Origin of the sequence: Pseudodesulfovibrio sp. 7M6, from assembly GCF_050058625.1 — a bacterium.
In the GTDB taxonomy this organism is placed as follows: Bacteria; Desulfobacterota; Desulfovibrionia; order Desulfovibrionales; family Desulfovibrionaceae; genus Pseudodesulfovibrio; species Pseudodesulfovibrio salinus.
Window position 1 is genome coordinate 2,378,978 of record NZ_CP188816.1, and the last position, 12,116, is coordinate 2,391,093.

The 12,116-nt window shown below is 60.5% G+C and carries 13 protein-coding genes; 8 read left to right on the forward strand and 5 right to left on the reverse strand.

The genetic code is table 11. The features are described 5' to 3' along the window. Window positions 1–5 precede the first annotated feature (5 nt). Genes flgB through ACI0FG_RS11375 form a run of 7 tightly spaced genes read left to right on the forward strand, consistent with a single transcriptional unit; the run spans window position 6 to window position 6,017 of the window. A complete protein-coding gene (gene flgB, locus ACI0FG_RS11345) occupies window positions 6–416 on the forward strand; it encodes a flagellar basal body rod protein FlgB (RefSeq protein ID WP_419785111.1) in 411 nt (136 codons plus the stop codon). Further along, the gene (gene flgC, locus ACI0FG_RS11350; protein WP_419785112.1) at window positions 417–854 is read left to right on the forward strand and encodes a flagellar basal body rod protein FlgC; all 438 of its coding nucleotides are present in this window, start codon (window positions 417–419) and stop codon (window positions 852–854) included. It begins immediately after the preceding gene. Window positions 855–873: 19 nt separating this feature from the next. Next, window positions 874–1,203, forward strand: coding sequence for a flagellar hook-basal body complex protein FliE (gene fliE / locus ACI0FG_RS11355; protein WP_419785113.1), 330 nt, complete (start codon window positions 874–876; stop codon window positions 1,201–1,203). Window positions 1,204–1,253: 50 nt separating this feature from the next. Beyond that, the gene (fliF, locus tag ACI0FG_RS11360) at window positions 1,254–2,849 is read left to right on the forward strand and encodes a flagellar basal-body MS-ring/collar protein FliF (protein WP_419785114.1); all 1,596 of its coding nucleotides are present in this window, start codon (window positions 1,254–1,256) and stop codon (window positions 2,847–2,849) included. 4 nt (window positions 2,850–2,853) lie between these two features. After that, window positions 2,854–3,852, forward strand: a complete 999-nt coding sequence (gene fliG, locus ACI0FG_RS11365; protein ID WP_419785115.1) for a flagellar motor switch protein FliG — start codon at window positions 2,854–2,856, stop codon at window positions 3,850–3,852. Beyond that, entirely contained in the window at window positions 3,839–4,579 is a 741-nt protein-coding gene (locus ACI0FG_RS11370; RefSeq protein WP_419785116.1) for a FliH/SctL family protein, read from the forward strand. The genes fliG and ACI0FG_RS11370 overlap by 14 nt, the downstream gene beginning before the upstream one ends. Before the next feature lies 1 nt (window position 4,580). Beyond that, window positions 4,581–6,017 carry a FliI/YscN family ATPase gene (locus tag ACI0FG_RS11375; protein ID WP_419785117.1) on the forward strand — a complete coding sequence of 479 codons (1,437 nt, stop codon included), beginning with the start codon at window positions 4,581–4,583 and terminating at the stop codon, window positions 6,015–6,017. Between the two features lie 28 nt (window positions 6,018–6,045). On the opposite strand, the gene ACI0FG_RS11380 is transcribed toward ACI0FG_RS11375, so the two are convergent. From ACI0FG_RS11380 to ACI0FG_RS11390, 3 genes are read right to left on the reverse strand one after another with little or no spacing between them, the layout of a single operon-like run. Next, window positions 6,046–6,465 (reverse strand): arsenate reductase ArsC, encoded by a 420-nt coding sequence (locus ACI0FG_RS11380; protein WP_419785118.1) that lies wholly within the window; start codon window positions 6,463–6,465, stop codon window positions 6,046–6,048. Beyond that, entirely contained in the window at window positions 6,465–8,609 is a 2,145-nt protein-coding gene (locus ACI0FG_RS11385) for an AsmA family protein (protein WP_419785119.1), read from the reverse strand. Before ACI0FG_RS11385 ends, ACI0FG_RS11380 begins: the two co-directional genes overlap by 1 nt. Window positions 8,610–8,641: 32 nt before the next feature. Next, a complete protein-coding gene (locus ACI0FG_RS11390; protein ID WP_419785120.1) occupies window positions 8,642–8,950 on the reverse strand; it encodes a MerR family transcriptional regulator in 309 nt (102 codons plus the stop codon). Window positions 8,951–9,157: 207 nt separating this feature from the next. Between ACI0FG_RS11390 and ACI0FG_RS11395 the strand changes: the two genes are divergently transcribed. Further along, window positions 9,158–10,288 (forward strand): twin-arginine translocation signal domain-containing protein, encoded by a 1,131-nt coding sequence (locus tag ACI0FG_RS11395; RefSeq protein ID WP_419785121.1) that lies wholly within the window; start codon window positions 9,158–9,160, stop codon window positions 10,286–10,288. 76 nt (window positions 10,289–10,364) lie between these two features. Here the strand turns inward: ACI0FG_RS11395 and ACI0FG_RS11400 are convergent, their stop codons facing one another. Continuing rightward, on the reverse strand, window positions 10,365–11,741 hold the full coding sequence (locus ACI0FG_RS11400) for a type II toxin-antitoxin system HipA family toxin (RefSeq protein WP_419785122.1): 1,377 nt from the start codon (window positions 11,739–11,741) through the stop codon (window positions 10,365–10,367). 9 nt (window positions 11,742–11,750) lie between these two features. Next, entirely contained in the window at window positions 11,751–12,110 is a 360-nt protein-coding gene (locus ACI0FG_RS11405; RefSeq protein ID WP_419785123.1) for a helix-turn-helix transcriptional regulator, read from the reverse strand. Between the last annotated feature and the right edge of the window lie 6 nt (window positions 12,111–12,116).

Genomic DNA, 12,116 nt, shown 5'->3' on the forward strand with positions numbered 1-12,116 from the left:
AAGACATGAGGGGTATTTTCGAGCACCACATCCAGCTGACAGCCAAGGTCATGGATTTGCGGTTGCAGCGTCAAAATCTCGTCATGGGCAACATCGCCAACGTCAATACGCCTGACTACAAGGCCAGACGACTCGAATTCGAGGGCAACCTCCAAAAGGCGCTGGACCTGGACGAACGCGGCCGCATGACACGGACCAACAAAGAACACATGCCTGTGGTCTTCAATGCCAACAGCTTCAAAGGCAAGGGGCTCGAAGAGTTCCAGCCGCGCGAAGTGTACGGCGAGGATTCCGTGGACCTGGACAAGGAAATGTCCGTCATGTCCAAGAACGGACTGATGTACAACGCCCTGGCGAGCGTCATCAAAAAGAATTTCGACGGCATCAACAAGGCCATCCAGGAAGGGAGCAGATAAATGGACTTCATGACAGCTCTCGACATCGGGGCATCAGCCCTCAAGGCGCAGCGTGCCCAGCTCAATGTCATTTCGATGAACATGGCCAACATGCGGACCACCAAGACGCTGGAAGGCGGCCCCTACCGGCGCAAGTCCGTGTCGTTCGAGTCCACCCCGGTGTACTCGCCCTTCGACTCCGCCATGCAGGACCAGCTCAACCGCGAGCTCAAGGGCGTCAAGGTCCTGGGCGTCACGGCGGATGAGCGGCCCTTCAAGCAGGTCTACGAGCCCCACCACCCGGACGCCAACGACCAGGGTTACGTCTTCTACCCGGACATCAACGTGGTCGAGGAAATGACCAACATGATGACCTGCACCCGGGGATACGAAGCCAGCGTGGAAACCATCACCGCCTGCAAAACGATGTTTCAACGTGCCCTGACCATCGGCGCGTAAAAGGTAAGGAGAACAAATCATGGACATCAGCAGCATCGGCATCAACGCATACAAGAATGCCATGGAGCTCCGCCGCCGGTCGGTGGACAACACCGTCACCGAACGGCTGAAGAAGCCCCAGGCCCCGCGCGAGTCGTTCAGCGACACCCTCAAGGGATCGCTCAAGACCGTAAACGACATGCAGGAGCAGAAGAATGCCATGATCGAGGAGTTCGCCTCGGGCAAAAACCAGAATGTCCACGAGCTGATGATCTCCCTGCAGAAGGCGGGATTGGCCGTGAACATGACAAGCGCCGTGCGCAACAAGCTCATGACCGCCTACCAGGAAATGATGCGTCTGCAGTTCTAGGGCGCGGGCCCCTGCCAACGGATAACAACTTTTTTTGCGGGAGATAGGAAATGCCGCCGTTCGTCAACGAATACTGGTCCAAGATTCAGAGTTTATGGTCCGGCCGGACCGCATCCCAGCGCATCCTCATCGCGGGACTCGCGGTTTCCGTATCCGTCGCCTTCGGGCTCATGATCTTCTGGATGAACCAGCCGGACTACAAGGTCCTGATGACAAACCTGTACCCGCAGGATGCCTCCCAGGTGGTGGAGATGCTGAAGGCGGGCAAGGAACGCTACAAGCTGGAAGACAACGGCAAGACCATCCTGGTTCCGGCGGACCGCGTGTATGATCTGCGCCTCAAGGTTGCAGGCGAAGGCAACCTGCACGGCCAGGGCATCGGCTTCGAAATCTTCGACGACATGCAGATCGGCCAGACCGACTTTGTGCAGCACATCAACTACCAGCGTGCCCTGCAGGGCGAACTGGCCCGCACCATCACGGAATTTCCGCAGGTCGTGAAGACCCGCGTTCACCTCGTCCTTCCGCAGAAATCCCTGTTCATCGAGGAGCAGATGCCACCCAGCGCATCCATCGTCCTCCAGCTCAAGGACAACGCCAAGCTGGAAGCGAACCAGGTCCAGGGCGTCGTCAACCTGGTATCCATGGCCGTCGAAGGCTTGACGCCCAAGAACATCACCGTCACCGACATGAAGGGCCGTCCGCTTTACACTCCCGAGGACGACTCCGCCGGGCTGGCCATGTCCAATACCCAGCTCGAATACAAGGCGAACATGGAGAACAAGATCCAGCGCCGCATCATGGAACTGCTCGGACCGGTCGTCGGCCCGGAAAAGGTCATCGCCCGCGTCAATGCGGACCTCGACTTCAGCCAGAAGACCATCCGGCAGGAAATCTTCGACCCCGACGGCTCCGTGGTCCGTTCCGAAAGCCGTAACGAAGAGAGCACGGCCGGTGCGGCCAACCTGGCAGGCGGCGAGCCCGATGCCAACTTCCGAGGCGACGGCTTTACCGGTACCCGCACCACGCAGGACTCCACCCGCGAGTCCCGCACCACCAACTACGAGATCAACAAGAAAGAAGAAAATATCGTAGCCCCCGTAGGAGAGTTGAAACGGTTGTCCGTTGCGGTTATCGTGGACGGGACGTGGACTACCGACGAGGCTACCGGCAAGCAGGTATACGTGCCCCGCAAGGCTCAGGAGATCGAACGCATCAAGACCCTCATCGCCAATGCCGTCGGTTACGACACCGCTCGCGGCGACACCATCGAGGTCAGCAACATCTCCTTTGGCGAACCGGATATGTACGATGCCGACTCGCTCATGCGCACCATGCTCGAATACGCGCAGCGCCTGGGCAAGCCGTTCCTCAATGGCATCCTGATCTTCCTGTTCCTCATCATGGTGGTGCGGCCGGTCGTCATGGCCCTCATCCGCCCCCGTGTGGCCGAGCAGGAGATCGAGGAAATGGCCGGTCTGCCTGGTGCGGAACGGCTGGCCCTGGAAGAAGATGAAATGGACGAAGAGGCCATGGATATGTCCCGTCGCTTGGAAAATGCCAAGAATCACGCGATTCAGCTCTCGGACGACAACATCGAGCAGGCAGTACATCTGCTCAAGAGCTGGCTGACGCAGGAGGCGTAACCGCATGGCTGACTTCACCGGACCGCAAAAAACCGCCATCGTGCTCCTCGCTCTGGGCGAGAAGTTTACGACGGACGTATTCAAACGCATGGAGCGCAACGAGATTGCCGCCGTATCCAAGGCGATGCTCGAAACCGACTCCATCCCCCGAGAGCAGGTGCTCGAAGTGCTCAAGGAGTACAACGAGGCCCTGGCCTACGGCGCCGAGCTCCTGGTGGGCGGCCCGGAACAGGTCAAGCGTATGCTGACCAAGGCTCTGGACTCGGAAACAGCCAAGTACATCATGGATTCCCTGGACCTGGATACCGGCCCCACGCCGTTCCAGGAGCTGGAGAACGTCAGCCCCAGGATTCTGGCGCAGATTCTGCGCAACGAGCATCCGCAGACCCTGGCCCTCATTCTGGGCCATCTGCACCCGGACCAGGCGGCGGATCTTATCTCCCACCTGCCCGCCGGCGTGCGCGCCGAGGTGCTCATGCGCCTGGCCAAGCTGGAAGCCGTTGCCGAAGAGATGCTGCTGGAAGTGGACAAAGTCCTGCAACGGCAGCTCATCGCCATGGGCGGCAAGGAAGGCAAGAAGGTCGGCGGTGTTCCCGCAGTGGCCGAAATCCTCAATGCCGTGGATCGCAATACCGAAGAGGAAGTCCTCTCCGAGATCGAGGAAGAGTCCTCCCAGATGGCCGAGGACATCCGCAACCTCATGTTCGTCTTCGAAGACATCAAGGGCGTGGACGACGTGGCCATCCGCGAGCTGCTCAAGGAGGTCTCCAACGAGGACCTCACCGTGGCCCTCAAGGGTGCCAGCGACGAGCTCAAGGAGAAGTTCTTCAAGAACCTGTCCGAGCGCGCATCCACCATGATCAAGGAAGACCTGGAAATCATGCCGCCCAAGAAGCTCTCCGAGGTCGAGGCGGCCCAGCAGAATATCGTCAAGACCGTCCGTCGTCTGGAGGACGAGGGCAAGATCGTCATCAGCAGAGGTGGAAGCGATGTCTTTGTCTAGCCACAGTTCCGACCACCTGACCGGCAAGGTCCTTATGGGATTGCAATCCCCCGGTCCGGATGAAATGAGCATCCAGGAGATCGAGGGCAAGCGCAAACTCATCTGGGACGATTCCGTCAACAACGAGTACCTGGAGCGCGTAAAGGCCAAGGCCCGTGAGGCCGCCAAGGAAATCCGGGTTTTGGCCGAACTGGAGGCCGAAGCCCTGCGGAACACGGCCCGCTACGAAGGATATGAGGCCGGGCTGGCCCAGGCCCAGGCCGATGTGGAAGCCCACACCCAGACCATGTCCGCCGAGGTGGAAAACATCCTCGGCCAGCTTCAGGCCCAGGGCGCAACCATCTTTGAGGAACGCCGCAACGACATCATGGCCCTTATCAAGCTGGCGGTCCAAAAGACGCTGGCCGTGGAAATGAGCGAGAAGCGCACGGCCTCGCTGGAAAGTCTCATGCGTCAGGCGCTGGAAAAACTCGATTCCCAGCGACAGCTGACCATCCGCTGCGCCGCCGCCGATGCCGAAGACCTGAGCGCCTTCATCGGCTCCATTCAGGAGCGCAATCCCGCCCTGCAACAGTGGACCATCAAGGGTGATGCCACCCTGGCAGAGGGCGGCGTGGTCATCGAAAGCGACGAGGGCCGGGTGGACAACACCATCAAGTCCCGCTGGGAGGGCGTGGAACCCATCCTGAACCAGCTCATCGAACAGCTTACGGCAACCGAGGGCTGATATGACGGATTCCCGGCTCGGACTCCTCGAATCCCTCGACCCCTGCCTCTCCTACGGCAAGGTGACCAAGGTCGTCGGCCTCATCGCCGAAGGCCGGGGCATCAAGGCCCCGCTGGGTTCGGTCTGCTATCTCATGCCTGACGACCAGCGATCCATCCCCGCGGAGGTGGTCGGATTCCGCGACGGCGCCTGCCTGTTCATGCCCTACTCGGACATGCGCGGCATCGGCCCCGGCTCGCTCATCCGCAATGCCGCCACCCCGCCCCACGTCCCCGTGGGGCAGGCCATGCTCGGCCGGGCCGTGGACGCCTTCGGCGAGCCGCTGGACGGCAAGGGAGCCTTTACGCCCGAAACCTTCGTGCCGCTGCACCGCGAGCCGCCGAACCCCCTGGAGCGTCCCCGCATCAACGAACCGCTCGACGTGGGCATCCGCTCGGTCAACGCCCTGCTCACCCTAGGCAAGGGCCAGCGCGTGGGCATCATGGCCGGTTCCGGCGTGGGCAAATCCACGACACTCGGCATGATGGCCCGCTACACCAAGGCGGACATCAACGTCATCGCCCTGGTGGGCGAGCGTGGCAGAGAGGTGGTGGAATTCATGGAACGCGACCTCGGCCCCGAAGGCATGTCCCGTTCCGTCCTGGTGGTGGCTACCTCGGACAAGAGCCCGCTGATCCGTATGCGCGCGGCCTATGCCGCCACGGCCATTGCCGAATATTTCCGGGATCAGGGCAAGGACGTCCTGCTGATGATGGATTCCGTGACCCGCTTTGCCATGGCCGGGCGCGAGGTCGGGCTGGCCGCCGGGGAACCGCCCACGCGCGGCGGCTACACCCCCAGCGTTTTCGCACACCTGCCCCAGTTGCTGGAACGCGCGGGCAAGAACATAAAGGGTTCCATCACCGGCATCTACACGGTCCTGGTTGACGGCGACGACTTTACCGAACCCATTGCGGACTCCACCCGCTCCATTCTGGACGGGCACATCGTCCTCACCCGCGATCTGGCGGACATGGGCCACTATCCGGCCATCGACGTGCTCCGCTCCATCAGCCGTCTGCGTTCCGACATCACCTCGGACGAGGTGCAGGCGGACGGCCGCGCCCTGCTGCGCAGCATGGCGACCTTCAAGAAGGTGGAGGATATGGTCAACATCGGCGCATACCAGCGAGGGGCCAACCCTGAAGTGGACAAGGCCATCTCCATGGTGGGACCGATCAACGGCTTTTTGCGCCAACTAGTGAAGGAAAACGAACCGCTCGAAGGAGCCTTTGCCAAGCTCCACGCCCTGGTGGGCGAAGGCGACGTACAACCCAACACGCCGCCCAATCAGCAACCCCGGAACAACAACCGGCAGCAGAAACAGACGCCCCGCCCGGCCATCAAGCCCAAGAAACGTGCGATGGCCCCCTCGGACATCACGGTCAATATGCGGTAACGCGCCGCCTCACGGCACGATTTCCCGACTACCCCAGACTCCCCGGCAGCCCGTGGGCCATGGCCCGGATTTCGTCGCGTACGCGGCGGTAGACGGCCAGGATTTCATCCTTTTCCGTCATTCCCTTGACCAGGGCTGGCGGATCGTCGAAGCCACGATGCACCCGCTTGCCGGGGCCGGGCACAACCGGACAATTCTCCGCCGCGCCGGAGCAGAGCGTGACCACGTAGTCGAACTCCACGTCCGGCGGCAGTTCATCCACACTCTTGGGGTACTGCCCGATGAGGTAGACCTCTTCTTCCTCCATGACCGCAACGGCATAGGGGTCCATCTCTCCCGGAGCCGTCCCGGCCGAGAGGGCATGAATTTCGGGACGCAGAAAACGGGTCCAGGCCTCGGCCATCTGGCTGCGGCAGGAGTTGCCGGTGCAGAGATAGAGTATGTTCATCAGAAAATCCCGAAGAGGTTGAACAACCCCTTTTTCTTTTCCGTGGGCTCGCCGTTCTTGTCGGACTCGGAATTCCCTTCCGTGCCGACCAGGGTCTTGCCCACAGTGGTTACCACCCCGGTAACGCCCTTGAACACGGTCCCGGCCACATCGATGACCGCGCCGCCGAGCGCCTTTACATATTCCGCCAGACTGACGCTGTAGCGGGGATCGGCCACATTTCCCGTAACGCGGACCGGCACCATGATGCCGAGCATGTCGTTGCCCGACTTGCCGCCCTGCCCGGTGGTGGAGGCCACCAGCTTGACCTTGAGCAGATAGTTGATCTTGCCCGTGGGCAGGGAGACCGCGCCCACTCCGGCCGCGCGCCAGCCCGGGGCCTTCACGTCCAGGTCCCGGTTTTCCATCACGCCGTTTTTGATCACGCCCGAGCCGGAGATGGAGCCGAACTTGGTGGAATCGCTGTCCGCCGCCACCACGGTGCCCTCTTTTTGCTGGCTGGCCTGCGCTTTCTTGGCAAGACCGAGCAGGTCCACGCCGGGGAACACGCCGTCCGCCAGATTCAGATTAAATTTGCCGTTGGTGGACGCAAGCATCGGGGTAACCCGCTCGCCTTCGCAGGACAGCGTGCCCTTGAAATCGAGCTTTCCCGCATAGGACTTGTCGCCCAACACATCGCTGGAGAGTCCGCCGACATCCACCTTGTCCAGTGAGGAAAGCAGGTCGATTCGGGGATCATCCGTGAGCGCATTTATTGTAATGGCAGTGGACAGGTGACCACCGTAGAGCGTCGCGTCCAGCGGCTTCACACGCACAAGTCCGTTGCGGCCCTGCACTCCCACCTTGACGTTTTCCAGCCAGGCCCCACGGATGTGTACCTTGGCGGCATCGGCCTGGGCGTCCACAGTCAGCCGACGCAGCAGGTCGGCATCAAGAATCCGCATCCCGGCCCTGGGTTCCTGCTCCGCACCTTCTGTGGTATCGCTCTTTATGGAAGGCAGGTATTTATCCAGATCAAGCGTATCGGCATCCAGGCGGGCATAGCAGGACACCCCGCCATCCCCTTCGCCAACCTTGGCCTCACCTCGCAACCCCTCGCCATCCACCGTCAGATCAAGCTTGTTGAAGGCCAGGGAATGGGGAGTGCAAGCCACGACGGCCGTACCGCCTATGCTGGTCAAGGCCTTGGCATCCGCCGTATCCGGCTCCGTGCCGAACAGGGATTTCCACGCCTCCCGCCCGTTGAACGGGTCCACGGTCACAGTGCCGACAAGTTGTTTCCGGCCGCCGCCGGTCAGCCCGCTCAGGCTGCCGTCGTAATGGATATTGGCACCCACGACGGACAGGACCAGTCCCTTGGCTTCCAGCCGACCATTCGCCAGGGCGAGCAGATCGGCCACGCCTTCCACGCTGATCTTGCCGTCGTTCATTCCCGCGCTTTCAGCCTGAACCGTGGCCTTGACGTCCCTGGCTGACAGACCGTCTTCATCCATGGTCATCGTAGCTTCCAACGAAATATCTCCCTTGGCCTCCGGCGTGACGGATGCAAAGGTACAGCTTGCCTTGAGCGGCGAAGGGACGCCGGGGCGAACATTGCGCACCGCCACTGTCAGGTCACCGACGGAAAGGGAAACGTCGTTTTCCCGATCATCCCAGGTCAGGCTGGAATGCTCGATAACAAAGCCGTCCGCCTCGAACCTGATCGGCTTGCTGCTCTTAGCGGGAGTGGAACCGGCGGAATCTCCGCCCAGCAGATCGTCCCAGTTGGTAACGCCCTTTTCGTTTCGGGCCAGATGTACTTCCAGCCCGTCCAGAAAGACATGACCCACCTGCACATTGCCGGAAAGAAGCGGCCACAGGCGGAATGAGGCGGAGGCCGTCTTCACGCTGGCCATGGGAGTCTCGCCGAACCCCGGCCCGTTGCTCAGGGAAGCCCCGTCCACCGTCACCCCAAGAGGGAAGAACATCAGTTCCAGATCGCCCGAAAAGGTAAGCGTCCGACCGGTCTCGCCACGAACCGCCTGCGTGATGCGCGCCTTGTAGTCATTGATGTTGAAGGTCGCGGCAAAGGCGATCAGTCCGACGACGATAAGCGCCGCCAGAATCCCGCCAGCCCACAAGGTCATATGCACCGCTTTGGTCATGATGTGCCCCTTTTCGGGTCCTGTTGATGAATTTATCGATGAAGGAGCCGCTTGATATCGACGAGTTCGTTTCGGATCTCGTTGAGGATATCGGCATGAGCCCGGCTGTTCAGCCGCTTCTTGGCCCCTTCGATGGTCAGCCCTTCGTCATAGAGAAGGTGCTTTATTTCCCGGATGAGTTCCAGATTATCCTCGGTATACAGCCGCTGGCCGCTATCGGTCCGGATGGGTTCGAGCTCGTCGAACTCCCCTTCCCAAAAGCGGAGCACATAGGTTTTTACACCTACCTCGCGCGCGGCCTGGCCGATCTTGTACCGCTTGAACACCCGTAAGTCTTCCATCTGTCCTGAATAGCAAATTGCGCACCCCGGCTCAAGGCATAAGCGTTCAGGCATTTGGATAAGCGATAAAAGATACCATTATTTCTGTAACCCGTACTTTACCCATTCGTTTCGCAATGTGTCCGGGACGACACGGTACCGACGCCAGAATTCCGCCGGGGTAACGTACATAATCCCCTACTACAATCCACCAGTGAGGAGAAAAATATGTCCACTGAAAATGTCAATCGTCGTGATTTCCTGAAAATCGGCGCCATGGCCGGTGTTGCCGCCGTGGCCGCCATGCATACCACTCCCGCCTTTGCCTCCACCACTCCCCGCCCGCTTTCCGCCTGCATGGAGATGAGCCCGGTCGCCATGGCCGAAGCCTCCGCCCCGGTTTCCGCCGCATGGCAAAACATTCGGCAAAACGCCGAAATGATCCGCAACCCCGGCATCCGCAAGTCCGTCGTGGCCATTCTCGACAATCCAGCGCCGACCCTGACCAAGGGGATGAGCGGCGCGGACAAAAAGGCCATCTACAAGGAACTTTCCGCCAAGGGGTTGATAAAGGATGTAGCGGAAAAGGATTTTCTGCCTCCCTTCAAGGACAGCACCCAGGCTCCCCAGCCCTTCTACTCCGCTCCCGGCAGCGGCTACGGCAGCCACCATGCCTACCCGGGCGGACTGGCCACCCACACCGACCTGAACGTGCGCTCCTCCCTGGCCATCCATGACAACTACTGTAACGTCTATAACTACCTGCTGGACCGGGACGTGGTTTTGGCTGCCCAGCTGCTGCATGACCTGCACAAGCCGTGGGTATTCCAGTGGGGCAAGGACGGCGAGTCACGCGCCGAACTGAAGCTGGCCGGTACCGGCGAGCACCATCCCCTCAGCGTGGCCGAGTCCATTGTGCGCGGCCTGCCCGCCGAAGTCATTGTGGCCCAGGCGTGTGCCCACAATCATCCCCGCACCCCGGCCGACGAGGCGCAGGTGGTGGGCTGGCTCCAGGCCGGAGCCATTATCGCGGGCGTAGACCCGATCAAACGAGGATTGCTTGTCAGCGACGGCAAGACCCTGCCCCTGCCCCGGCGCCAGGAAGGCTTCGTCACCCACCTCGGCGACCACGACTGGGTCCTGACCGTCCCGGCCGTTCAGTGGGTCGTCCCGGTGCTGGAAAAGACCGCTGTCCGCGACTACGGCATCAGCCAGGGCGACCTCAAGAAAAAGCCCTTCCACCAGTTCCGCAACTACGTCTTCTCCCAGGTTTCAGCCATGTCCCTCTACGAGACCTATGCCGCCAAGGGTGAAGAGGAACTGATCCGCACGGTTCGCTCCGTCGTCACTCCCGCCTAACCCCTACACTCCACGCATCCTGACAGGGACCGGTTCGCCGGTCCCTTTTTGTTATGCGAAACACCTTTTTGCCGGACTATCCCGCAAGTGCGGCCAGATAGGACTCTTCAAGCAGCCGGAATTTGGAATCCGGCACACCCGCCTTGCGGTTCTCTTCCCGCCATCCATCACGGACAATAGCAGTCATGTCCTGCACGATCGCCCTGGCCGCCGAGCCGCTGAGCCCAAACTCCTCGCACCGGGACAGGGCGTTTTCCAGCGAGGCAGTCCGCCCATATTCGCCGACATCCAGCGTCAGGCTGGCCGGACGGTAGTTGTCGGCGCCAATCCCCTCATCCTGCCGAGGCTGCGGCACGATGTCGTAGGCGGGAGACAGCCTCCACCCCTTTTTCTCCGAATCATAGAGAAAACCATGATTACGCAGGTGGTCGTCAGAATTATTGCACAGAATGTTGAACACCATCCGACGAAATAGTTCCGTCAGATCGTCCTGAATATGATTCGGTGTCCCATACCTTCTGATGGCACGGGCGATGTCCCCGTAGGCTCCCCTGTGCATGTCGGACGCTCCGATCAGCGTCATGGCTGAGAGGGTGTGGATTCGCCGGTATCCATTGGCCCACTTTGAAACATCCAGACTCCGCCGCCACGGCTCGGCCTCCTGGACAGCACGCTGGCGGGCAAGGGAGTGCGGATCGCTAAATGGCCATCGGTCCGCATAAGCGAGGATGCAATCAAACCGCTCTACAAGAAAGACATCGCGTGCCTTAACCTGGATGACTTTGCAGAAAGGGATTCGGATTCCGCAACGGGAAGCGAGATTCATGGCGGCCAATTCGAGGCGGCAGGTGGGCAGTACCTCATACTCCCGCGAGAACTTCGCTATCCATTTCCGCTGTTCGAAGTCGACCACGGCCTTCGGCTGTGCGCCGCCCACCCCGGACGATCCCCGGATGACATAGCGCCGCTCATCCGGTGAAAGTTCTTCAAAGCTGAGAATTTTATCCGCAGCCTTGAGCAATCTTTCGAAATCAAGTCGCTCCCCATGCAGTTTTTCCGGCCGCCAGGAGGGATAATAGGATACGGGTTGACCATCCGGTGCCGGACCAAACCCCAGCGCTCCCAGGCGAGTGTCCGGGTCAAGCGCCGTCAGGTAGTCGAACTCCTTGGGGCGCATCCCATATTTCTCGGCCGCGCGGTCCAGGATATGCCGTCCCCACCCATCCGGCGTTGCATCGCGAAAGCCTCGAAACAAGCCGACTGTTTTGAACTTTTCATTTGTGAGCGGAAGTTGCCTGGGATCAATAGACACAGCATTCTTACGGCCCAGATATTTCCGGCCATACGCAAATTCCGAGACAACGCCCTGCCCGTCCTGATCGACAACAAGCAGTCCGGCAGGAACAAATTCTCCGTCGATCTGCATGAACACGTATGTCTTGTCACTGGCCATGACCGCTCCCTAAAAATCCAGATCGTCATCATCAATGGAGAATGCGGCCTGTTTTCCACTTGCCCTCTGCCGCGCCGTTCTCGCCTCAAGACTTTTTCCCAGCGTATCCGCATCCGCAGCAGCCAACCGTTCAAGTTGATCCGCCATTCCAAAAAGCTCCAACGCCAGGACCAGTACGCCAATACCAACAGAGGGGGAGCCCTTTTCAAGCTTGCTTATGGTCGGACGGCTAACCGACAGCCTTTCCGCAAGACTTTCCTGGGTAATCCCACGTCGTATGCGCGCAGTTTTCAAATTTACCCCAAGCTGCTCAAGCGCCTGTCGAGCCTGATCGGAGAGGGCGTCTTCCGCCAAGGATTTACGGCCCATACACCA

Excerpts from the sequence above, each read along its gene's own strand:
- ACI0FG_RS11390 (WP_419785120.1), bottom strand. The coding sequence starts at position 8,950 with ATGGAAGACTTACGGGTGTTCAAGCGGTACAAGATCGGCCAGGCCGCG.
- flgB (WP_419785111.1), top strand. The coding sequence starts at position 6 with ATGAGGGGTATTTTCGAGCACCACATCCAGCTGACAGCCAAGGTCATG.
- ACI0FG_RS11405 (WP_419785123.1), bottom strand. The coding sequence starts at position 12,110 with ATGGGCCGTAAATCCTTGGCGGAAGACGCCCTCTCCGATCAGGCTCGA.
- fliF (WP_419785114.1), top strand. The coding sequence starts at position 1,254 with ATGCCGCCGTTCGTCAACGAATACTGGTCCAAGATTCAGAGTTTATGG.
- ACI0FG_RS11395 (WP_419785121.1), top strand. The coding sequence starts at position 9,158 with ATGTCCACTGAAAATGTCAATCGTCGTGATTTCCTGAAAATCGGCGCC.
- ACI0FG_RS11380 (WP_419785118.1), bottom strand. The coding sequence starts at position 6,465 with ATGAACATACTCTATCTCTGCACCGGCAACTCCTGCCGCAGCCAGATG.
- fliE (WP_419785113.1), top strand. The coding sequence starts at position 874 with ATGGACATCAGCAGCATCGGCATCAACGCATACAAGAATGCCATGGAG.
- ACI0FG_RS11370 (WP_419785116.1), top strand. The coding sequence starts at position 3,839 with ATGTCTTTGTCTAGCCACAGTTCCGACCACCTGACCGGCAAGGTCCTT.
- flgC (WP_419785112.1), top strand. The coding sequence starts at position 417 with ATGGACTTCATGACAGCTCTCGACATCGGGGCATCAGCCCTCAAGGCG.
- ACI0FG_RS11385 (WP_419785119.1), bottom strand. The coding sequence starts at position 8,609 with ATGACCAAAGCGGTGCATATGACCTTGTGGGCTGGCGGGATTCTGGCG.
- ACI0FG_RS11400 (WP_419785122.1), bottom strand. The coding sequence starts at position 11,741 with ATGGCCAGTGACAAGACATACGTGTTCATGCAGATCGACGGAGAATTT.
- fliG (WP_419785115.1), top strand. The coding sequence starts at position 2,854 with ATGGCTGACTTCACCGGACCGCAAAAAACCGCCATCGTGCTCCTCGCT.
- ACI0FG_RS11375 (WP_419785117.1), top strand. The coding sequence starts at position 4,581 with ATGACGGATTCCCGGCTCGGACTCCTCGAATCCCTCGACCCCTGCCTC.